We start from the raw sequence: 22,593 nt of genomic DNA, 5'->3' as shown, positions 1-22,593 counted from the left end.
TATTTATTGTTAAACTGCTATTTAATGATTGATTGCCAATAAAGTTGGTGCAATAATCTACAAATATTTATTGTTATTTTTTGTGCCAATTGGATTGTGAACATGTTTGAAAAAGTAGAATCGTATGCAGGGGATCCCATTTTATCGTTAGTCGCTGAGTTTATGAATGATAGCCGAGATAATAAAACGAATTTAAGTATTGGTTATTATTATGATGAAAACAGCGTGGTTCCCCAATTGCAATGTATAAAAACTGCTCGTGATGATATTTATCATCTCAATCAAGGTGCACAGCTGTATTTGCCAATGAGTGGTTTGCCAGCGTATTGCCAATCAATTCAGTCTCTATTATTTGGTGCAGATCATTCGGCTTATAAAGATAAACGTATCGCAACGATACAAACGTTAGGTGGTTCAGGTGCTCTGAAAATAGGAGCTGATTTTTTATTTCGCTATTTCCCAAAATCTGAAGTATGGGTCAGCGATCCAACATGGGAAAATCATATCGCTATTTTTAGCGGTGCCGGGTTTAAGGTAAACAAATATCCCTATTTTGATGAGCAAACTTGTGGCGTAAAATTTGAAGCAATGCTTGAAACATTAAATCAACTACCAGCTAAAAGCATTGTGTTACTTCATCCTTGCTGCCATAACCCAACCGGTGCAGATTTAACACATACGCAGTGGGATAAAGTGATTGAGGTGTTAAAGGCCCGTGATCTTATTCCATTTATGGATATTGCTTATCAAGGTTTTGGCGAAAGTATTGATGATGATGCCTATGCGATTCGAAAAATGGCAAAGACAGGCTTGTGTGGATTTGTTAGTAACTCATTTTCGAAAACATTTTCACTCTATGGTGAACGTGTTGGCGGATTATCTGTTTTATGCGATAACAGCCAAGCCGCTGGGTGCGTATTAGGGCAGTTACAAGCTACTGTTCGCCAAAATTATTCAAGTCCATCAGCTTATGGTGCGCAGTTAGTTAGTTATGTATTAAATCATCCAGAGCTTAAAGCGCAATGGTTTAAAGAAGTCGAATCAATGAGAAATCGCATTGTAACCATGCGATCAACTCTGGTTGAATTATTAAAAAAAGCTGTACCTGATCGTAATTTTGATTATTTGGTTAAACAGCGAGGCATGTTCAGTTATACCGGTTTTAATAAAGAGCAAGTTACACAATTGAAAGATAATTTTGCTGTTTATTTGGTGGGCAGCGGAAGGATGTGTGTAGCGGGTTTAAATCACCATAATATCGATCGTGTGGCAGAAGCATTTGCTACATTAAAATAAACATGTTACTAAAAGGAGTATATTTTATGTTCCATAAAGTGTTAATGTTAATATTAGGTATAGTAATGGCAACTTTAGTTGTTGGATGTAACACCGTTAAAGGTGTTGGTCAAGATGTTGAATCTGGCGGAAAGGCCATTTCACATACCGCCGAAAAAGTAAGTGATAAAATGTAACTAAGGTTATATATGTCTAGCAATATTTTCGCTTTTTAACTATTTTTAGAGTAAAAATGTTACGTAATTTGTTTATAGTTACATTGTTTTTACTTATTGGGTGCGGTTCGTTAAACTATCGAACTGCACCTTTAACGCTGGAAAATTGCCAGTATTCAAACCTATCAGGTCTTGAATTTTTATTAAATAAACTCCCCTCAAATACACAAAATTATCAACGTGTTTATATTGCCCAAAGCCGAGAAAGCAAACATTTACCAAGTCATTATGCCGGAATAAAAGGTAAATTAACTGATCAAATTTTGGTACGAGATTATCCCAAAGAAACATTTTGGCGAACTCCAAATTTGTTCGAAAGGGCTTCTTTATATGATGATGGATACGATGACCTTTATATCAGTAAAGCTCAAAAAGAAGCGCATGACCGTAAAGCCAAATTCGTAGTAAGACAAGCTGTATTGCAGAATTGCCAAATCGTTTATATCGCTATTGATTCTTTAGCCAAAGATAGGGATAATCCTTCACTCATTGAATCTAATGATTTATCAATCATTAAAAAGGCGCAAAAATGATCAAGGGAAAAGAACTTAAAGGATTAGGCGGTTGGCTAATTTTAGTTGGTATTGAATTATTTTTTTATTTTATTTTTATTGGATATGTTATTTTTTCTAGACTAAATGTGATTAATTTTATCGACGTGTGGACACAATTATTGGATCCCTACACGGAAATGCAAACAGTTCATTTGGGGCTGTTTATTTTAGGTGACATCGGTCTAAATTGTTTATTTTTGCTTTTAAACGCTTATATTATATTTTTATATTTTACTAAAAGTTATAAATTTCCTAACTTTTTTATTATATTTAGTAGCAGTTTTATTGTTTTTAAGCTAATTCAAAGATGTTGGTATTTTTTTATCGTGTTACCATTTGAATTTAAATTCGAGTTTTCTCTTATAAAAGATATTGTTATAGCAATCATTTATACCTGTATTTGGATTGCTTATATGTTAAAGTCAGTGCGAGTCAAAAATACATTTGTTAATGATCGCCGTAGTGACGATACCTATAGCTCCACTGTTAGTTAATTGTATTAAGGAAATAAAATGACATCAAATTTAGAAAGTTGTGCAAGTAGAAAAGTCAAAAAAGCGGTTATCCCTGTTGCCGGTTTGGGCACGCGCATGTTACCCGCAACTAAAGCAATTCCCAAAGAGATGCTCCCTATTGTTGACAAACCACTTATTCAATATGTAGTTAAAGAGTGTATTGCAGCTGGCATAACAGAGATTATTTTTGTAACCCACTCATCAAAAAACTCAATAGAAAACCATTTCGATACCAGTTTTGAATTAGAAGCCATGTTAGAGGCACGTGTTAAACGTCAGTTATTGCAAGAAGTACAAGGTATTTTACCTAAAAATGTCACAATAACCAGTGTTCGCCAAGGTTTGGCTAAAGGGCTTGGTCATGCGGTATTATGTGCATATCCTCTAGTTGGTGATGAACCCTTTGCTGTGGTTTTACCTGATGTGATTATTGATGAATACGAAAGTGACCTTACCAGCGATAATTTAGCGGCAATGATCAACAATTATCACCAAACCAAACATAGCCAAATTATGGTAGAGCCAGTGCCAAAAGAATTAGTTTCCTCTTATGGTATTGTTGATTGCCGTGGTGAAACGCTATCTGCAGGTCATGTAGCACAAATGTATAGCGTTGTTGAAAAGCCATCAATTGACGAAGCGCCATCAAATCAATCGGTTGTTGGTCGTTATGTGCTATCTGAAAAAATCTGGCCTTTACTTGCCAAAACACCATTAGGCGCTGGCGGTGAAATTCAATTGACCGACGCAATTGCCATGCTACTTGAAGAAGATAGTGTTGATGCTTATTGCATCAAAGGTCGTAGTCATGACTGTGGTAATAAACTTGGTTATGTACAAACTTTTGTTCAATATGCAATGCGCCACAAAAGTTTAGGTAAAGATGTTAAAGCGTGGTTAAAGGCGCTTTAGTTTTTTGATTTTTTGATAGTTAGGTTTCGGACGTTTTGACCTTTTGGAAGGGAATCATTAACATCAGTGATAACATCCGAACCCCAACCTCCTCTATAATAAATTGATTTTATTAAAAATAATTATGTAAAGCTTAAATAAAATCAAGGCACTACCTGAACGATTTTTATAGAAACTTTTTTTGTTTTGACGTTGTTATTTTAGGAAAGCGTTACCGGTTTAAGTATTCAATAAATAGATACTTTATAAAAATCAATTTGCTCATAGTCAAAAAATACAGCCTATGCTAGACTGAATCAAACTCTGAAGCTCTTTTGCCTAAGTGAAATGTTTGTTTCATAGGGTGGATTAGCCGCGGTATAGCACAGAAATGGCTATGCTTCCCGATTTGGATAAGGTGTTTAATATATATGCAATTAGTTGATAATTATCAGCGTCGATTTCAATATCTGCGTTTGTCGATTACCGAATTGTGTAATTTTCAGTGTCAGTACTGTTTACCCAATGGTTATCGACCTAATAAGGCTCATAAATTTTTGTCGCTCAGTGAGATTAATCATGTTGTTGCAACATTTACGGAGCTTGGTGTACGCAAAATTCGGTTAACAGGTGGCGAACCTACTTTGCGTCGCGATTTTATGGATATTTTGTCGATCATCTCTGCTTATCCAAGTGTGAACGAACTGGCTATGACAACCAATGGTTCTCGTTTATTAAAAAATATTCATCATTGGCATGACGCAGGTTTGAATGCGATCAATATTAGTATTGATAGTCTGTCTCCGCATTTATTTAAATTAATTACCGGTCAAGATAAGCTTAAAGAACTAATACAATGTGTGGACAGATCATTAGAAGTGGGTATAAAAAAAGTCAAAATTAATACCGTCTTGATGAAAAACATAAATGATAATTTAGATGATTATTTGTCATGGATTAAATGTCGACCAGTCGAATTACGTTTTATTGAACTTATGGAAACAGGCGAAAGCTTTGATGTGTTTAATCGTTATCACCAGTCCGGTAGTTTGATTGAAACAAAGCTAATTGCACAGGGTTGGCAATTGCAATCTAGAAATCCGCTATCAGGTCCAGCTAAAGTTTATGTTCATAGCGACTATCAAGGTAAAATTGGACTGATTATGCCGTATTCAAAAGATTTTTGTAAAAGTTGTAATCGATTGCGCGTATCATCCATTGGACAATTACATTATTGTTTATTTGGTGAGGCTGCGGTTGATTTGCGTGATTTGCTCCAAAGTCCAGCGCAAAAGCAACAATTAATTGCAAGAATCTTTTCTTCGCTAATGATCAAACCAGAAAAACATCTGCTACATGCTCATAATGTCGGTATTACGCCTAATTTATCCTATATTGGTGGATAATTGGGTATTTTGTTTTGGTATATTCATCAGTTGCCAATGCTGTATTGCCCAATCTAAAAGTTGTTGTTGTGTGGCATCTTGCCAATCTTTTGGTACACATTGCCCTAAAAATTGCAGAGCTTGAACGGTTAATGCTTTAAGATTGTTTAAATCAATCGGGTTTGCATGGTTTTGTTTTGATAGTTTATTGCCGTTGTTATCGAGTACTAGCGGTAAATGGCAGTAGCTTGGCACAGGAAAGCCGAACAGTTGATACAGTGAGATTTGTTTAGCAGTGACTGGTAATAAATCCGCACCTCGCACAATTTCAGTAATGCCTTGCTGATGATCATCTAATACCACCACTAAATTATAGGCAAATAAGCCAGCTTTACGATGAATAATAAAATCTTCTTGGGCGCTAGCTTTTTCAACGGTTTGTAGACCACGAATTTGATCTGTAAATTGAAAAATAGGGTGATTTTGTTTTAAACGGATCGCAAACTGCTGTTTATTCTTAATAGATAAATGCCGTTCACGACAAAAACCATCATAAATACCATTTGCCAGACTTTGAATTCGCCGTCTAGTACAATCACAATAATAGGCCTGTTGATTATCAATGAGCGTTTGTAAAATAGCTTGGTAACGTTCGTTGCACGATGATTGGTATAAAACCGCATCATCCCAATATAGATTTAGCGCTTCAAGGGTTTTTAATATTAGTGATGATGCCCCTTTGACTTCTCGTGGTGGGTCGATATCTTCAATACGAACCAGCCATTTACCGAGGCAAGATTTAGCTTGGAGATAACTCCCAAGCGCTGTAACCAACGAACCAAAATGTAATGGTCCTGATGGTGAAGGGGCAAAACGACCGATGTAATGCATAGGTCTAATTTGAGAATGATAGATGAAACTGGCGTTACATGCCCATCTGTTTTTCGCGCAGTTCCGCAAGCGTTTTACAATCGATACATAAATCTGCTGTTGGTCTTGCTTCTAAGCGACGGATACCAATTTCAACACCACAAGATTCACAATAGCCAAAATCGTCTGATTCGATTTTCTTTAACGTTTTTTCAATTTTTTTAATCAGTCTTCTTTCTCTATCTCGAGCGCGTAATTCAAGGCTGAACTCTTCTTCTTGCGTTGCCCGGTCAGCTGGATCTGGAAAATTCGCTGCTTCATCTTGCATGTGAGTAACTGTTTTACCCATTTCACCTTGTAGTTGAGCAAGCCAAGCTTCTAAAATAAGTTTAAAATGTTTCAATTGCTTAGGGTTCATGTACTCCTCACCTTGTGCCTCTTTATATGGCTCAAGCCCAGCAATTGAAAGCAGGCTAAGAGAAGATGTATTTACTTTTTGTTCCTTTTTCACAGCAATCCCCTTAAGTACAGATTATTTGAAAGCGCTAAACTATAGCAATAATTCAGCCATTGGCAAAATTTTTTTATCATTTTTTTTTACTTTAGATAAAAAAATAATGTAACCGATTGTTATTGATAAAAATAATTAAATATTCCACATTTTCAAATCATTTTTGGGACATTTGGCAACTAAATCTTTTAACTTATCGTTGTCGGGTAAAATAAGATTAGGGGCAATATCAAATAAAGGGTAGAGTACAAACTCCCTATTTTTCATATGATAATGAGGGATTGTTAGCCTTTCACTCTGTATGACTAAATCATCATACAATAAAATATCGAGATCTAAGGTTCTTGCTCCCCAACGATTGTCTTTGCGTACCCGACCTTGCGCTTTTTCAATGGTTTGCAGTTCATCCAGCAGGACTATTGGCGATAGGTTTGTCGTCAATTTAATGACGGCATTAAGATAATCATTTTGATCTTGTGGACCAAGTGGCTTACTGCGATAAAAAGGGGAAATATCCAAAACAGTCGTGTTAGGTAGCTGCTTTAATGCTGCAATTGCACGATTGGCTTGCGCCAATGGATCTTCAAGGTTACTGCCTAAGGCGATATAACAAGTTGACATAATGAGATGTTAAATTTTTGATTTGATTGTTTTTGTTGAAACCATTTTAACATATAAAATAATCGCACCAAATGATTATATTAATGACTAACGCATTATGATTTTGGGTTATTAGAATATAACTACATAGTCTTTAACTTATAGCTAATGATAGGTTATTTTAGTTATCTCGAAGTAAACTAATTTTCCTAATCGCTTATCGTATTTGCTTAGTTTGAGAGTTTTGCATGAATTTAGGTCAACAGTTAAGTTTTTTAATCCAAAATACGCCAATAATCAGTGACCCACAAGTTATTAATTGTGCTATCAATGGGGTAACGGATTATTTTGCTTGCGCTTTACAAGCTTGCCATGAAGATGATGTTTATAAATTGCTAGCATGGATAGCGGATGAAGGTGGAAATGCGAGAGCTTGGCTAATTGGTCAAAAAAAGTTAGCTAGTGCAAGGCAAGCAGCGCTATTTAATGGTTTTCAAGCGCATTGTTTAGATTATGATGATGTACATTCAGATGTTCGAGGTCACCCATCTGCCGTTATTTTATCCGCACTCATTGCAAGTGTTCGATTCGATAAGACTGAGCAAAAGATTGATGGTCGGCGTTTTTTAACGGCTTATGTGATTGGTATTGAAGTGATGGCTTTATTGGGGCAAAGCGTCAATCCACAGCATTATGAAAAAGGTTGGCATACAACCATGACTTTAGGCGGGATTGCTGCGACTGCGGCTATTTGTTATCTCTATGATGAACCTTTTTTATCACAAGCATTAACGTTAGCTGCGACTCAAGCATCGGGAATGCGTTTGTTAATGGGTACGCCGATTAAGTTTCTGCATGCTGGGCTCGCAGCCGAGCATGCCATACAATCGGTTGAATGGTTAAGAGCGGGTATACATGCCGATCAGGATTTTTTAGATGATAAATTAGGTTTTTTGGCTATTTATGGGCAAGGTAATACGCATTTTGATTTAAGTCGTTGGGGCAAAACTTGGAAGATTGTTGATCCCGGATTATGGTTTAAAAATTATTCTTATTGTTCGGCTGCAGCTTATATTGCTGATGCGGGGCAATTGCTTTATCGAAATGCTAACTTTAGTGTTGATAAGATTGAGCGTATTACTATCTTTTTTTCTCCACCACAAAGTGATGCCGCGTTAATTTATCAAACGCCTTTGTTTGCTGAACAAGGGTGTTTTTCGGCTGAGTATGTTTTAGCATTAACCCTTTTAGGATTGCCACTTAGTTTTGAACAGTTTTCTGTAAAACCAATTTCAAATGGCATAAAACAATTGATGCAGAAGATGAAACGTAGCTATCAAATACAACTTATGCCCCATCCACAGGCGTATAATAAACGTTATGTTGTTGTTGAAATTCTTAATCGCACCGGCGAAAAGTTGATCCAACGAATTGATATTCCAAAAGGTTCGCCAAAAAATCCATACAGTCAGCGCGAATTATCATTGAAGCTGGTCAAAGCCGTAGGAGACCAAAAGACAGCGGATAATTTATTGAAAGATATTCGTGCGCTTGCGATCGGTTTAGATTTGCATACATTTTTATTGTCACATCTTTTGACGCTTTAACAATTAAAAATTAATTTTATGGTTAAGTCAGTTTTTAATCGTTAAATTTCAAAATCAATTTCATCAGTCAATTGGCGTAAAAAACGTTGTGTTATTTCATTTTGTGGATTATCAATTATTGATTTTGCAGGCCCTTCTTCAACAATTACGCCATCTGCCATAAAGATAACTCGGTCTGCAACATACTTAGCAAACTCCATTTCGTGGGTCACGATAATCATTGTGATATGTTCTTTGGCTAGCTGTAGCATGACTTGTAGTACTTCGTGTACACGTTCGGGATCGAGTGCGGATGTTGGTTCATCAAATAATAATACTTTGGGTCTGACCGCAAGTGCTCTTGCGATAGCAACACGCTGTTGCTGACCACCAGATAAGGTGATGGGATATTGTGTGGAGTAGGATAACATACCAACGCGTTCTAATAATGCTAGGCCAAGTTGTTCGGCCTCTTTTTTATCTTTCTTTTGTCCAACAATTAATGGATAGGTGATATTTTCTAATGCGGTTTTATTTTTAAATAAGTTGTAGTGTTGAAAGACCATTGCAGATTGCTTGCGTAAATGGGTTTCTTCTTTATTACTATAATGTTTAGCATCTAGTATTGCTGTGCCAATTTGAATGGTACCGTTGTTCGGTTTTTCTAATAAATTTAAGCAACGTAATAAGGTCGATTTACCTGATCCCGAAGGTCCAATAATTGCAACCACCTCACCTTGTTTGATGTTTAGGTTGATCTCTTTTAAGACTTCATTATTAGCAAAGCGTTTAGATAAATGTGATACCGTAATCATAACACTTCTCCTTAACGATGATAGGGTACAGTGAGTTTCTGTTCTAGCTGTTTTTGTATCCAAGAATAGATAACTACAGTCAACCAGTAAACAATGCCTACAGCTAAATAGGTTTCAAAGTAAAGGAATGAGTTAGCGGTTAACATTTTTCCGGCTGCTAATAGTTCTTGCACGCCAACAAAAAAGGCGACAGACGAATCTTTAAGTAATGAGATGAACATATTACCGGTGTTGGGTAAGGCATTAACCATGGCTTGAGGCAGTATAATACCGCGATAAACTTGTATTTTACTTAACCCCACTGTTAGCCCCGCTTCTTTCTGCCCGTGATCAACGGACTCTAGACTTGCTCGGAAAATTTCGGCTAAATAGGATGAATATTTTAAACTAAAGCAGATAATGGCTGCCGTTGTTGCCCCCATTTGTTTTAAAACAGGAAAAATCTGCGGTAATCCGTAATAAATAATAAACAGTAAAACAACGGATGGTATTCCTCGAAACAGAGATATAAATAGTGCAAAAAGAGTATCGATAATGATTATTTTATTGCTACGCAATAATGCAATCGCTAGCCCTAATATAATGGCAAACATAATCGATACGATGGTAATAAAAAGGGTAACCGGCAGATAAGGCAATATCTGCGGAAACACACTTAAAAAATAGTTTACATTAAAATTCATAAGGTAATATCTTCGCCAAAATATTTAATTGCCAGATTTTTCAATATGCCATTAGTGCGTAACTTTTCGATGGCTTGATTGAATTTTTTACGCAGTGCTTGACCTTTTTCATCTTTACTAAATGGAAATGCGACTTGCTCAATAGTAATGGGTTCACCGACTAATTTGAACGGTAGATTTTTACGCTTAATTTCAGCCAGTAATATCGGTTTTGAATTGACATAACCATCAACTCGTTGATACTCCGTGTCATACATTGCGCCATCTCGCGTTTCATAGGTCTTGATGGCAATTTCATTGTTAGGAAAGGCTTTTTTTAGATTGTTTATATGATTTGAGCCTAGCACACCCGCAATAGTTTTGCCTTTAAAATCAGTTAATTGATTGATATCATTGTTATCTTTGTGAGTCACAATTTGGCTACCATAAAAGCTATAGGTGTTCGAAAAATCATATTTGTCTTGACGAGCAGGTGTAATTGCAACCGCATTGGCAATGGTATCTAATCGCCCGGTATCAAATTGTCCCATCAATCCACCAAATTCCGCAATGACCCATTCGACTTTATAGCCTAATTCTTTGGCAATCGCTTCGGTAACCTCAACATCAAATCCGACTAAATTGCCATCTTGTTTATAACCGTTTGGGTAGCTCTGTCCTGTAGAACCCACTTTAATAATATTTTGCTCTATGGCTTGATGGTTGGATTGATTATCGCAACCCATTAAGGTTAGGCTAGTTAATAAAAGTGCGGATAGTAACGAGGTTATTTTTTTCATTGTTTATTACTCCTTTTTTTCCATTCGGTATAGCTTTTATGATTTAAGATTTTTTCAAAATAGAGCGTGGTATGATCGGGTGTTAAATCCGCTTGCCCTATTTTTTTATAACCTTTATTCATATACGTTTGGGCAAGCCATGGATGATTTGCGGCAGTGCCTAACGTGACAGCGGGTAACTTTAGTTGGTTAATTAAAATTTGCTGTTCAACAAAATCCCATAATGCATTACCATAGCCTTGACCTTTATAACGTGGATCGGTTGCAAACCAACCTAAATGGGGTAACCCATAAGGTCCTGGGTTATTGCCCCACGGAAAGCGAATGCTTAAGGTTGATAGTAGCTCATCATCTTTTTCAAATAGATACACGGCATTCGATGCAATATGCTCAGCAATCTGCGGTTGCATGACTGTCGCTGCGGCAAAATGAATGCCTAATTCAGTTGTGGCTTGATAAGCACTATGCAGTAGTGCCTGATAAGCTGGAATATCTTTATCAGTCATTAAGCGAAAGCTCATGCTAATACTCCACACTGTTGAGCATATTGAATGACTTGTGCTACTTTTTCAGGAGCAGAGCCAAGATAGTTAATTGGATCTAACCAAGTATCAAGTTCCGATTCGGTCAATATTTGGTTCAAGCTTGGATCTTCTAATAATATCTCTTTAAATGGTCGATTTTGTTCAAACGCTTTCATGGCGCTTTGGTAAACTAGCTGATGAGCGGTTTGTTTGCCTAATCGCTTACCGATTTCGAACATCACTTTTTCTGATAACAGCAAGCCATTTTGCAGTGATAAATTGGCCAACATCCGATCAGCATTGACTTTAAGACCTTTAAGCACGGCAAGGGCTGTTTGCAATTGCGCTGAAATGTAAAGGTTAATTTCGGGTAGTGCGATCCATTCGGCACGCCAACTCATGGCATCGCGTTCATGTTCAACTTTCATTGATTCGTGAATTAACGCGACGCTTTTTAAAAGTGGAGCCGTCAAACTGGCTAAACCTTCTAATGCTGCTGGGTTGCGTTTATGTGGCATGGTGGTTGAGCCAATTTTTCCTGCCGAGAAAGGTTCTTCGACTTCGTTAATCTCAGTACGCATCAAGTTATAAAATTCATTACCTATTTTGCCTAATGTGCCACTGATTAGTGCGATGACTGATGCATATTCAGAAAAACGATCACGAGCTGCTTGCCAACCAATATTAGGGGTATTTAGTCCGAGTAACATTAACGCTCGCGATTCTACTTGTGGTCCTAGCTTGCCCATTGATGCATAAGTACAAATTGCGCCACTAATATTCCCAACTAATACCCGTTGTTTGATTTCGCTTAAACGTTGTAAGTGCCGAATAAATTCATCTAACCATACCGCAAGTTTAAAACCAAAGGTTGTGGGAAGTGCTTGCATGCCATGTGTACGCCCAACCATGGGTAAATATTGATACTGTTTGGCTAAACGTTTTAGTTCGAGTGCCACTTGTTTACTATCGCGTTCAATGACTGCAAATGATTGTTTTAATTGTAAAACAGTTGCGGTATCGACAATATCTTGTGTGGTTGCTCCGTAATGAATATATTGACCGGCATCACCGACTTGTTTTTGTAGTGCGTTAATGGTCGACATTAACGAGTGTTTGGCTTTTGCCGCTTCTTCGGCAATGTGTTCAATTGATAGTTTAGATGCATCGGCTTTGGCTATGATTGCATTGGCTGCTTCGGTTGGAATAACGCCTAGCTCGCCTTCTGCTTTAGCTAAAGCGACTTCGACCTCTACTTGTTTTTGCAAGCGATTTTGCTCTGACCAGATCGATCTCATTTCGCTTGTACCAAAGTTATTGCCTAAAATTAAAAAATCTAAAATATGTGACGCCACCAAACTATCCTCAATCATGGTTATTATCCTGTTAAATAATTATTCGTAATTATTGAGGGATCGTCTAATAATCTGTTTGTCTATGGATATAACTAATTGGAATAAAAGATTAATGGAAATGGGCAATTTTGGTGATTTGAGTCATAATCAGGATACTTTTTGAGTCGTGAGGATGGGGTGCGCTAAACAAATTTATCTTTTTGTAAAACACTATAAAACAATTGATTTTGTTTTGTTCGCTTCATATTGTTAACTATCGTTTTAATAATAGTTAAAAATAAAAGTAAAAAATTAGGATAAGCTAAGAAAAAATAACCAAAATAAAAACTTTTATTTTTTGTTTTTTGAATCGCTAATTATTTGCCAATTATGCTACATCGCCATTAAGGTACGTATCACGCTCGCGACTTACCCATTTATTTTAGGGCTGGCAACTTTGGTAAATTGTTAATTGAGGCGATAACGATCACCCGTTTTTATAAATGAGATGCTGAAAATTTTCAATTCATCACGAAACGGTATAGAATCCTGAATATTTTTTACAAAAAATATAACCTAAAATGTGAACAATTTTATAAATACCGCATAGTAAGCACACAACTCACCTAGAAAATAATGCTAACTATTTTCGTGTTTTATATTTAATGATCGTCATGTTATTTAATGTTTAATCAGGTTTTTCGGTGCGATAAATGGTTGGACGACTAGACTGACCTTAAAGCGGTTAGTCAAATCGGTAACGGTGATTTTTGTTTATGATGTAGGCGCCATACTGTTTATCTGGGATATGGCGTTATTTCTATGTATTACAGTTTTTTCAAATTACGGTAAAAAATGAGAGTAATTCTTATAGTTTATCATTTATATAAACAAGCGATTTGAAAAAATATTAATAGTAAAAAATTAAATAGAATCAATGTTTTTTTTGAATGTGTTTTAATGATCAAAATTATCTCAAATTTATAAGAGCAAAGAGAAACACTCAGGTTATTTGAGGGTTTCTCTTGTGACTTAAACAATAGCTTTAACCATGTTTTAATATTGGATTATCAAAATTTTTATAGCACTTCAACAATCGATTCGCAAAGTCTGGACATGTTATCTAATGTCATACCTGCCACATTGATACGCCCTGAATTAACAATATAGATACCATAATCATGGCGTAATTTGAGCACCTGTTCTTCGTTCAAACCACTGAACGAGAACATACCGTTTTGTTTGGCGATGAAGCTAAAATCTTGATTAGCTCCTTTATCTTGTAATGTTTTTACAAATAGTTGTCGCATGCGGTGAATGCGTTGCCGCATACCAGTTAATTCATCGATCCACTCTTCTTTTAATTCTTCATTATTTAAAATATAAGAGACAATTTTAGCACCATGGGCAGGTGGATTAGAGTAATTAGCTCGAATAATTGTTTTGACTTGACTAAAGGCGCGATCGGCAATTTCAGCATTTGCAGCAATTAACGTGAATGCGCCTACGCGTTCGTTATAGAGGCCAAAATTTTTTGAATATGAGCTCGCAATCAGTAATTCAGGGTGGTTTTGCGCAAATAATCTTAATCCGTAAACGTCTTCTTCGACACCTGTCCCAAAGCCTTGATAAGCTAAATCAAATAGTGGTAACCAGCCATTTTTTAAGGCTAAATCCGAAATTGCTTGCCATTGTTCTGGGGTTGGATCGATACCTGATGGGTTATGACAGCAGCCATGGAACAATACCGCTTCGCCAGCGACAACTTGGTTTAAGCTACTGATCATGGCATCAAAATCAAGAGAGTGGGTTTGTGCACTATAATAATGGTATTCACGGACTTCAAGGCCAGCAGTTTGAAATACACTACGGTGATTTGGCCAAGTTGGATTACTTACCCAAACACGTTTTACTTTGGTCCGGCGAGCTAAAAAATCCGCCATGATGCGTAAAGCCCCTGTCCCGCCAGGTGCTTGTGCGGTTCTTGCTCGTTCATTTTCTCGACCAAAAAGCAGAATTTGTGTTGCAAGATTGAAAGCGTTGACGCCATCAATAGCTAAGTAACTTTTGGTTGTTTCGTCATTTAATAAAAAATGTTCTGCTTTTTTCACACTTTCTAAAATAGGTGTTTTGGTGGTTTCATCTTTGTAAATACCAACACTTAAATTAATTTTATTGGTGCGTTCATCCTTATTATAAAGATCGGCTAACCCTAAAATGGGATCGGCTGGAGCTGCTGTTAAATATTCAAACATAATTCACCTATCTGATCTAATGACGTTCAACGCATTATATACACATTATTTTGTAAGATACAATTTTGATAATCGTTACTTTTGCAAAAGGTGTATACAAGTATTGTATTATTGCTAAACGGCTATTGTTTAACATGTAACAATTAGCTTATTTAAAAAAGTGGTTAAATCGTGCGCTAGGATGGTTAATTCACCCGTAATCAAATCCTCTTTTACAATTTCGCCTGTTAAGTTATTGATGGCAATTATTTCGGTACTTTCATTCGTCGATGCGATAAAAATGGTTGGTATGCGTTTTAATTTTTTTTGTTGAGATAAATGAGCAATTATATTTTGTTCTAACGTTGCAAAATCATCATCATTCCATGCTTGAATTAAGGTTAAATGGGTATTGGCAAATTGAGCTGTCATATTGCCAGCATATTGTGTGCCATAAAAAAAATGAGCGCAGGCGTGTAATGTGATGCCAATGACTTGTTCAGCAATTGTGAGATCTCTTGGTGGCTCCAATAAAAATGGTTGCCAATATACCGTAAGTTGCTGAGTTTTTAAAATGCAAGGCGAGGGGATAGCATGTAATTCTTCGCTTGATGGTGCGAAGTTGAATTGGTTAATCCAACGAGTAGTAAAATTAAGTAAAGCGATTTTGTCTGTAGAGCTCATAAACAAATATATCTCATATTCAAATTATCATGTTATTTAATCGTCATTATACTGATTAAATTTTGCTATGCATAATCGCATCAACGTTTTATTTTTGTGAATTGGATAATTTGTAAGAAAGCTTGTAAAGCTGTTTTAGGTAAATAGACGTTTTAGTATAAAAATTTAAGCAAATCAATTAAGTTGTTTATTATGTGGTCGCAACAGTTGAAAATGAGAAAAATGACCGCTTAACTGTTTGTAAAATAGCCAGTTTAATTTGCTTGCTATCCTTGGCTGAAACGTTAATAATAGAGAGGGATAATTTTATCCTTGTAATGCAGCAATGGCGTTAGACATTACAGTTTGTCAAAATAAAATAGCGTAAGTAGAATCATTATAATTAGATAATATGTTTATTTTAAACAATTACATAAAGATTTAGTTTGTTTGCCAAAATCGGTAAAATACTGTGGGTTGCAAATTAACCATGTTCATAGCGTCAATAAATTATACAATTAGTTTTTTTGTAAAGTATTTAGTGCTTTTTAATTTAATATTTTGCTTAATGTATTATATTGATGTGGTGTAAGCGGTATCGGATTCACATAAAATAATAACAAAAATAACATAAATAAAATAATGAATGCTGTATACAAATATTTAGTTAAGTACCATTATTCATCATTGTTAAAATAATCACTTATCAATAATAAGATTCTACCTACAGTTAATTAAGATTAATCAAGAGTGTAGAATAATGAAAAGAATGTTAATCAACGCAACCCAGCAAGAAGAGCTGCGCGTTGCGCTTGTTGATGGTCAGCGCTTATATGATTTAGATATCGAAAGCCTTGGTCATGAACAAAAGAAAGCCAATATTTATAAAGGTAAAATTACTAAAATCAATCCAAGCTTAGAAGCAGCGTTTGTTTCTTATGGTGGTGAACGTGATGGATTTTTACCTTTAAAAGAGATTGCTGAAAGCTATTTCCCATCTAATATTTCAGGTCGCCGTAGTATTAAACATCTACAGGAAGGTCAAGAAGTTCTTATCCAAATTGAAAAAGAGATTCGCGGCAAAAAAGGTGCAGCTTTAACGACCTATATCAGCTTAGCTGGTAGTTATTTAGTTTTGATGCCTAATGATCCTCGTGCTGGCGGTGTTTCGCGCCGTATAGAAGGTGAGGAAAGAGCCGATCTTAAACGTATTATTGATGCTATCGAAAAACCTAAAGGTATGGGCGTGATAGCTCGAACCGCAGGGGTGGGTAAAAGCCAAGAAGAGTTGCAACAAGATTTAGACGCATTAGTTAACTATTGGACTGCCATTCAAAATGAGGCAAAAAAGCATCCTGCGCCAAGTTTAATTCATAAAGAAAGCGATATTATTACGCGAGCATTTCGTGATTATTTGCGTGATGATGTCGGCGATATTTTAATTGATAATCCTAAAGTCCTTGAAATGGCTAAAAAACGATTAGCTGACTTAGGGCGTGTTGAGTACGTTAGTCGCTTAAAACTTTATGAAGGGGATGTTCCATTATTTAATCATTTCCAAATTGAAGGTCAAATTGAGTCGGCATTCCAGCGTGAAGTTCGCTTACCCTCTGGTGGTTCAATTGTGATTGATGCGACAGAAGCGCTCACCGCTATTGATATTAACTCAGCTAAATCAATTCGTGGTAGCGATATTGAAGAAACCGCATTTAATACTAACCTTGAAGCAGCCGAAGAAATCGCGCGTCAACTGCGCTTACGCGACTTAGGGGGGTTGATTGTTATCGATTTTATTGATATGACACCAATTCGCAATCAGCGTGAAGTAGAAAATCGCCTTAAAGAAGCGATGAAGACTGATCGTGCGCGTATCCAAACGACTCGTATTTCTCGTTTTGGTTTGCTTGAAATGTCTCGTCAACGTTTAAGCCCGTCATTACGCGAAGCAACTCATCATATTTGCCCGCGTTGTCAAGGAACGGGTACGGTTCGTGATAATAACTCATTGTCTTTATCGATTCTTCGATTAATTCAAGAAGAAGCGATGAAAGATAATACTGTACAAATCGATGTCATCGTTCCAGTACCAATAGCAAGCTATTTACTCAACGAAAAACGTCGCGCTATCACTAATATTGAAAGCATGCATCCTGATGTCAAAATTGTGATTGCTGGTGATGAAGAGATGGAAACACCACTTTATAAAGTGATTCGTAAGCGTAGAGGCGAAGAAACGGATGTACTGAGTTATAATCTTCCAAAACTGATTCGTGAATTTGAAGAAGAGGAAGATGAACAGCAAGCTGTGGAAGTTATTGTTGAACAAGCCGTATTATCAGGCCCTAAAGTTGAAGCATGTGTAGCGCCAAAAGAAAAAGTCGAGCCAAAAACGAAAAAATCAGGCAGTTTGTTTAGCGGATTCTTTGGTAAGCTACGTAAACTGTTTGTGACAGAAAAACCAGAACCTCAACCAGAGGTTAAACCCAAAATGGTAAAAAGACGAGATAATCAACGTTCCAACAATCGACGTCAACGCAATAACAGAAACAATAATGTAGCAGGCAATACTGTAGGCTCTACAGAGGAGATCAAAGAGTCGAGTCGAAATAATCATCGTCGAGCTAGACAAAATAATAATGCAAATACTCATTTGTCAAACTCAGAAAATAATATTAAGGCAGATAGAGTTGCGAGTGAAGTGGTACAACCGAAACAACGTGAAGCGAAAACAAGACGCCAACAACGCGCTTTAACTAAAAGTGTTCGTATCAAAAATGCTGATACTACGATGCAAGTTGAACAAGAAAGAGTCATTATTCCTTCTTTGTTATTACCAATTATTGTCTCTGAACACTCTAAAGACACTATTATTTCGGAATATCAACCGAAGCGTCAGCGGCGTACGTCAAGACATTTACGAATGAATGGTCAACGTAATAATAAACGCCGTGTTCGTAATGTCGACCTAAAACAGTCGCCAATGCCGTTACCATTTGCTGCAGCGTCATTAGAATTAGCTTTAGGTCGAGTTGCTGTTGATTACAGTCAAATAACGAATGACGAACCAAATATTGTGGTACCTGTCATCCCTTCACTTTTACTTCCTGTCATTGTTAAAAATGAAGCGAACCTAAATGACGCTGTTACTGTGGATGATGCATCAAAAAGTTCGTCATTTATTGATGCTAAAGAAGATTTTAAAGATAGTCAGCAAAATAGTCATAATATTGATTTGGTCATTACTAATTCACAATCAATAGGTTATTCTTCTTCAGCAATGACTAAAGCTCCCGCGCCAGAATATGTGACTTCTGCTATTGGCATAAAATCACGCGAAGAGTTAAATTATCGTTTTGAAGGTAAAGGTAATGCCGGTGGCCTAAGTGCTCAAGATCATGCTTATGCCGCAGCAAGTAAACCGGTGATTCCGGATAACCAATAAATAGATTAAAACACGGTGATGTGATTATGTCGCCGTGTTTTATTTACTTATAATATCTATAAAGATAAACAATGATTATCTATATTTTCAAAAAAATAGTCGCGTTTTTGTTTATTATCTGCGTGTTGGCTCAGATTAGCTTTTGTTTAGTCTATTTTACCCCTCATTCAACGTTTAACTTTAACAACCTCAGTTTTATTGATGCCTACAGTGTTTTTTTTAAGCAGTTACTACAAGGCCAATTCAGATTATTAACTGGTGAAACGATCCCGTTTTTTCATACATTATTGGCTACATTTGAACTTTGTATTCTTGCGTTATTTGTTGCTTTACTGATTGGATTACCTTTGGGTATTTTTCTTGGTCTTAGTAATTTTACTTGGTTAAATAGTACGATTCGCTTAGGATCTTTATTATTATATTCTTGTCCTATTGTTATGTTTGTAATTATCGTCATGTATTGGTTATCACCAACTTGGTCGGTATCGATGAATTTCGATATGTCACCAGCAGTTGCGGGTACTTCGTTATTGGATATTTTTGTTTCATCACAGACATTTCAATGGCAGGTATTATTTGAGCAGCTTCACTATTTGCTTTTGCCGATCATGATTTTAGCCATTCAACCAAGCATTATGACTATTCAATTAGTCAGTCAAAATGTAAAAAGTACAGCTAGGCAGAATTTTATCAAAATGGCAATTATTCGGGAAAGATCACCATTTAAAATTTTATGTCGGCACTTATTACCTAATGCTATTCCTGCGACCATTCCACAATTGACGTATAATACGACAACACTGTTGTTTTCAACTATGGTTATTGAAATTTTATTTAATCGAGTAGGACTAGGGCAATGGGTGATGATTGCTTATCACCATCATAATTATTTTATTATTTCTATTGCTATTCTAGCTTGTGGCACTGTTATCAGTTTATTGGCGCTATTAGGTGAAATTTCGGCAGTTGTTATTTATCCTTTGCGTCATAAGGAACATTATGTCTAGGCTAGCTAGGTTAATAAAAGGTCTAAAGTTAAGCTTTAGTCGGTTGCACAGCAATCTTTACTTAATTGTTGGCTTTTATGGCATATTGGCGATTACATTTGTAGCATTATCAACTCAATGGTTTTTTCATGCTCATTTAAACCCTAGTTACCCTGCTTTATTGCCACCTGCTTGGTGGTCTAGTGGTGATATCAATCATATACTCGGTACCAACGCGAAAGGGCAAGATATTTTTAATTATTTGTTAATTGGTTATCGTTCAACTATGACAATGACGTTAAAAGCAGTATTTTATGTGGTTGCCATTGGCGGGATAATTAATTATTTGATGTTTTTTATATCATTTATACGCCCTTTTGTATTGTTCGTTTTTAAATTCTGTATGGTGGTACCGCCGTTACTTGGTGTGATTGTGATTAGCTTATTATTAAAAGATAATATTACTAATATGTTATTGGTGATTGGATTATCTTATTCCCCACGCTTTATTTACAATATCCATCAACGTGTTATCAACGAATGGAATAAAACGTATATTACGGCCTATAGACTTGATGGACTATCTTCGTTTTCAATTTTAAATCATTATATTCTACCTAACATTTTACCTCTTTATCTGACCGAAATTGTTTCATTGTTTGGATCGGTTATTTTGTCAGTTACCACAATAACTTTTTTAGGCTTTGCTAATGATGTTTCCAGACCTGATTTGGGAATGATGATGTTTCAAATGAAAGATATCATTGCTATTAATTATTTGGCCTTTTTATCTCCAGGAATTGCGGTTTCAGCTACAATTATTTTGGTGTATTTATTCAACTTTGGATTATATGGCCGGCGAGCAGGAACTTAATGATGGCATTATTAGATATTCGAAATTTAACCATTGAGTTTATTACGCCAGAGGGTCTTTTGCGCGCAATTGATCGGGTTAATTTGAAGTTGTCAGAAGGTGAAATTCGAGGCTTGGTTGGTGAATCAGGCTCAGGAAAAAGCCTTATCGCTAAAGCTATCTTAGGGGTAACTAATCATAACTGGAAGATTTCAGCCGATCGTATTTATTTTAATGATATTGATTTACTTAAACTCTCTCCTAGACAACGCCGAAAAGTGATTAGTGCCAATATCTCGATGATATTTCAAGAACCACAATCTTGTTTAGATCCCTCTATGAAAGTTGGGCAACAGTTAATCACTGCAATTCCAAGAAGAACATTTAAAGGGCATTGGTGGCAGCGATTATTTTGGCGTAAGCATCGAGCGATTGAGTTATTGCATCGGGTAGGAATTAAGAATCACAAAGAGATATTAAAGTCCTATCCGTTTGAATTAACCGAAGGCGAATGTCAGAAAGTCATGATAGCCATTGCGTTGGCTAATCAGCCAAAGCTACTTATTGCTGATGAACCAACCAATGCAATGGAAGCCACTACCGAAGCACAAATTTTTAGGTTGCTCGCTAGTATGAATCAAAATATGGGGACTACTATCTTGCTTATCAGCCATGATTTGCAAATGGTAACCAGATGGACTGACCGTATCAATGTCCTATATTGTGGACAAACCGTTGAAGTTGCTAATAGCGAAGATTTAATTAAATCACCTTATCATCCTTATACTCAGGCGCTGATTTATGCAATCCCTGATTTTGGTAAAGCAATGCCACATAAAAGTCCGTTAAATACCTTACCCGGTGTGATTCCATCATTGGAGCATTTACCCATAGGCTGTCGATTAGGACCACGATGTCCTTATGCACAAAAAAAATGTATTCAAGCACCCGAATTACTACCGATAAAAGATCGTTCTGTTGCTTGCCATTTTCCGTTAAATATTGATGAGTTACCATAAACAATAGGAATAAAAATGAATCCAATATTAAAAGTACGTAACTTATCAAAGCAGTTTAAAATAGCTAAAGGGCTTTTTGGTCACTTACAAATTAATGCGGTTAATCCAGTATCATTTTCATTAAATGAAGGTAAGACTTTGGCGATTATTGGGCAGAATGGATCCGGAAAATCGACCTTGGCTAAAATGTTAGTTGGTATGATAAAACCCGATAGTGGTGATATCTGGATTGCTGGTAATAAAGTTGAATACGGCGATTATAGTCATCGTTGTCAACTGATTCGAATGATTTTTCAGCATGTTGAAAGTTCATTTGATCCAAGGCTGCGTATTGGACAATTGTTAGAAATTCCACTTAAATATAATACCAATTATGATGCTCATGAGCGTGAAAAGCTAATTAGTAGTGTATTAAAGCAAGTTGGATTATTGCCCGAACATGCCTCTTATTATCCTTCTGTGATGGCAGCAGGTCAAAAGCAACGTGTAGCATTAGCAAGAGCTCTAATTTTAAAGCCTAAGGTCATTATTCTTGATGAGGCTTTGGCCGCGTTAGATATTTCGATGCGCTCGCAAATTGTTAATTTAATGCTATCGTTACAAGCTCAACAAAATATTTCTTATGTCTATGTAACACAAGATATTGGTATGATGAAACATATTAGTGACGATATTTTAGTTATGCACAATGGTGATCTTGTTGAGTCTGGCAATACTGCTGAAGTATTGGCTTCACCATTAAGTGATATTACCCAAAAATTGATAAATAGCTACTTTGGTGAGGCGTTGACTGCTGATACATGGCGGACTGATACGCGCACTTTTTAGCTCATAAACT

22 protein-coding genes and 1 riboswitch are annotated in these 22,593 nt (G+C 36.3%); of the genes, 12 read left to right on the top strand and 10 right to left on the bottom strand.

Going from position 1 to position 22,593, the window contains the following annotated elements; translation table 11 throughout:
- Window positions 1–102: 102 nt before the first annotated feature.
- The 6 genes from A9G24_RS10670 to moaA all read left to right on the top strand — a co-directional run bounded on the left by A9G24_RS10670 (window position 103) and on the right by moaA (window position 4,877).
- On the top strand, window positions 103–1,296 hold the full coding sequence (locus A9G24_RS10670; RefSeq protein WP_065638996.1) for an amino acid aminotransferase: 1,194 nt from the start codon (window positions 103–105) through the stop codon (window positions 1,294–1,296).
- Between the two features lie 44 nt (window positions 1,297–1,340).
- Window positions 1,341–1,472 (top strand): entericidin A/B family lipoprotein, encoded by a 132-nt coding sequence (locus A9G24_RS12560; protein ID WP_202984995.1) that lies wholly within the window; start codon window positions 1,341–1,343, stop codon window positions 1,470–1,472.
- Between the two features lie 56 nt (window positions 1,473–1,528).
- Window positions 1,529–2,044 carry a hypothetical protein gene (locus A9G24_RS10665; RefSeq protein WP_065638995.1) on the top strand — a complete coding sequence of 172 codons (516 nt, stop codon included), beginning with the start codon at window positions 1,529–1,531 and terminating at the stop codon, window positions 2,042–2,044.
- Window positions 2,041–2,559 (top strand): DUF2569 domain-containing protein, encoded by a 519-nt coding sequence (locus tag A9G24_RS13400; RefSeq protein WP_065583025.1) that lies wholly within the window; start codon window positions 2,041–2,043, stop codon window positions 2,557–2,559. Before A9G24_RS10665 ends, A9G24_RS13400 begins: the two co-directional genes overlap by 4 nt.
- A gap of 18 nt (window positions 2,560–2,577) precedes the next feature.
- On the top strand, window positions 2,578–3,492 hold the full coding sequence (gene galU / locus A9G24_RS10655) for a UTP--glucose-1-phosphate uridylyltransferase GalU (protein WP_065638994.1): 915 nt from the start codon (window positions 2,578–2,580) through the stop codon (window positions 3,490–3,492).
- A gap of 289 nt (window positions 3,493–3,781) precedes the next feature.
- A riboswitch (molybdenum cofactor riboswitch) is annotated at window positions 3,782–3,908 on the top strand.
- Entirely contained in the window at window positions 3,903–4,877 is a 975-nt protein-coding gene (gene moaA, locus A9G24_RS10650; protein WP_065638993.1) for a GTP 3',8-cyclase MoaA, read from the top strand. Its footprint overlaps the riboswitch before it by 6 nt.
- On the opposite strand, the gene gluQRS is transcribed toward moaA, so the two are convergent.
- From gluQRS to folK, 3 genes are all read right to left on the bottom strand, one after another.
- Window positions 4,857–5,747 carry a tRNA glutamyl-Q(34) synthetase GluQRS gene (gene gluQRS / locus A9G24_RS10645; protein ID WP_065638992.1) on the bottom strand — a complete coding sequence of 297 codons (891 nt, stop codon included), beginning with the start codon at window positions 5,745–5,747 and terminating at the stop codon, window positions 4,857–4,859. The two genes, moaA and gluQRS, sit on opposite strands and share 21 nt — an antisense overlap.
- 34 nt (window positions 5,748–5,781) lie before the next feature.
- Window positions 5,782–6,237 carry an RNA polymerase-binding protein DksA gene (gene dksA, locus A9G24_RS10640; protein WP_065586606.1) on the bottom strand — a complete coding sequence of 152 codons (456 nt, stop codon included), beginning with the start codon at window positions 6,235–6,237 and terminating at the stop codon, window positions 5,782–5,784.
- 135 nt (window positions 6,238–6,372) lie between these two features.
- A complete protein-coding gene (folK, locus tag A9G24_RS10635; RefSeq protein WP_065638991.1) occupies window positions 6,373–6,858 on the bottom strand; it encodes a 2-amino-4-hydroxy-6-hydroxymethyldihydropteridine diphosphokinase in 486 nt (161 codons plus the stop codon).
- A 227-nt stretch (window positions 6,859–7,085) separates the two neighbouring features.
- Here folK and A9G24_RS10630 point away from each other — a divergent pair, with 227 nt between their 5' ends.
- Complete coding sequence (locus A9G24_RS10630; RefSeq protein ID WP_065638990.1) at window positions 7,086–8,444, top strand: MmgE/PrpD family protein; 1,359 nt, start codon at window positions 7,086–7,088, stop codon at window positions 8,442–8,444.
- A gap of 41 nt (window positions 8,445–8,485) precedes the next feature.
- On the opposite strand, the gene A9G24_RS10625 is transcribed toward A9G24_RS10630, so the two are convergent.
- The 7 genes from A9G24_RS10625 to syd form a co-directional block, all read right to left on the bottom strand.
- Window positions 8,486–9,238 carry an amino acid ABC transporter ATP-binding protein gene (locus A9G24_RS10625; RefSeq protein WP_065638989.1) on the bottom strand — a complete coding sequence of 251 codons (753 nt, stop codon included), beginning with the start codon at window positions 9,236–9,238 and terminating at the stop codon, window positions 8,486–8,488.
- An 11-nt stretch (window positions 9,239–9,249) separates the two neighbouring features.
- Complete coding sequence (locus A9G24_RS10620; RefSeq protein WP_065638988.1) at window positions 9,250–9,921, bottom strand: amino acid ABC transporter permease; 672 nt, start codon at window positions 9,919–9,921, stop codon at window positions 9,250–9,252.
- Window positions 9,918–10,700 (bottom strand): amino acid ABC transporter substrate-binding protein, encoded by a 783-nt coding sequence (locus A9G24_RS10615; RefSeq protein WP_065638987.1) that lies wholly within the window; start codon window positions 10,698–10,700, stop codon window positions 9,918–9,920. The genes A9G24_RS10620 and A9G24_RS10615 overlap by 4 nt, the downstream gene beginning before the upstream one ends.
- Complete coding sequence (locus A9G24_RS10610; RefSeq protein WP_141673147.1) at window positions 10,697–11,221, bottom strand: GNAT family N-acetyltransferase; 525 nt, start codon at window positions 11,219–11,221, stop codon at window positions 10,697–10,699. The genes A9G24_RS10615 and A9G24_RS10610 overlap by 4 nt, the downstream gene beginning before the upstream one ends.
- Window positions 11,218–12,579, bottom strand: coding sequence for an adenylosuccinate lyase (gene purB / locus A9G24_RS10605; RefSeq protein WP_065639022.1), 1,362 nt, complete (start codon window positions 12,577–12,579; stop codon window positions 11,218–11,220). The genes A9G24_RS10610 and purB overlap by 4 nt, the downstream gene beginning before the upstream one ends.
- A gap of 1,058 nt (window positions 12,580–13,637) precedes the next feature.
- A complete protein-coding gene (locus A9G24_RS10600) occupies window positions 13,638–14,813 on the bottom strand; it encodes an amino acid aminotransferase (RefSeq protein ID WP_065638986.1) in 1,176 nt (391 codons plus the stop codon).
- Between the two features lie 129 nt (window positions 14,814–14,942).
- Window positions 14,943–15,476: a SecY-interacting protein gene (gene syd, locus A9G24_RS10595; protein WP_065638985.1), complete on the bottom strand. Its 534-nt coding sequence runs from the start codon at window positions 15,474–15,476 to the stop codon at window positions 14,943–14,945.
- Between the two features lie 739 nt (window positions 15,477–16,215).
- Here syd and rne point away from each other — a divergent pair.
- The 5 genes from rne (at window position 16,216) to A9G24_RS10570 (ending at window position 22,583) form a co-directional block, all read left to right on the top strand.
- Window positions 16,216–18,897, top strand: a complete 2,682-nt coding sequence (gene rne, locus A9G24_RS10590) for a ribonuclease E (protein ID WP_081303171.1) — start codon at window positions 16,216–16,218, stop codon at window positions 18,895–18,897.
- A gap of 71 nt (window positions 18,898–18,968) precedes the next feature.
- On the top strand, window positions 18,969–19,904 hold the full coding sequence (locus A9G24_RS10585; protein WP_065638983.1) for an ABC transporter permease subunit: 936 nt from the start codon (window positions 18,969–18,971) through the stop codon (window positions 19,902–19,904).
- The gene (locus tag A9G24_RS10580) at window positions 19,897–20,757 is read left to right on the top strand and encodes an ABC transporter permease subunit (RefSeq protein ID WP_065638982.1); all 861 of its coding nucleotides are present in this window, start codon (window positions 19,897–19,899) and stop codon (window positions 20,755–20,757) included. The genes A9G24_RS10585 and A9G24_RS10580 overlap by 8 nt, the downstream gene beginning before the upstream one ends.
- A 2-nt stretch (window positions 20,758–20,759) precedes the next feature.
- On the top strand, window positions 20,760–21,755 hold the full coding sequence (locus A9G24_RS10575) for a peptide ABC transporter ATP-binding protein (protein WP_065638981.1): 996 nt from the start codon (window positions 20,760–20,762) through the stop codon (window positions 21,753–21,755).
- Window positions 21,756–21,770: 15 nt separating this feature from the next.
- On the top strand, window positions 21,771–22,583 hold the full coding sequence (locus A9G24_RS10570; protein ID WP_065638980.1) for a peptide ABC transporter ATP-binding protein: 813 nt from the start codon (window positions 21,771–21,773) through the stop codon (window positions 22,581–22,583).
- The last annotated feature ends 10 nt before the right edge of the window (window positions 22,584–22,593 follow it).

Origin of the sequence: Gilliamella sp. App6-5 (assembly GCF_001690525.1) — a bacterium.
In the GTDB taxonomy this organism is placed as follows: Bacteria; Pseudomonadota; Gammaproteobacteria; order Enterobacterales; family Orbaceae; genus Gilliamella; species Gilliamella apicola_H.
This window is presented reverse-complemented; position numbering and strand designations above follow the sequence as displayed.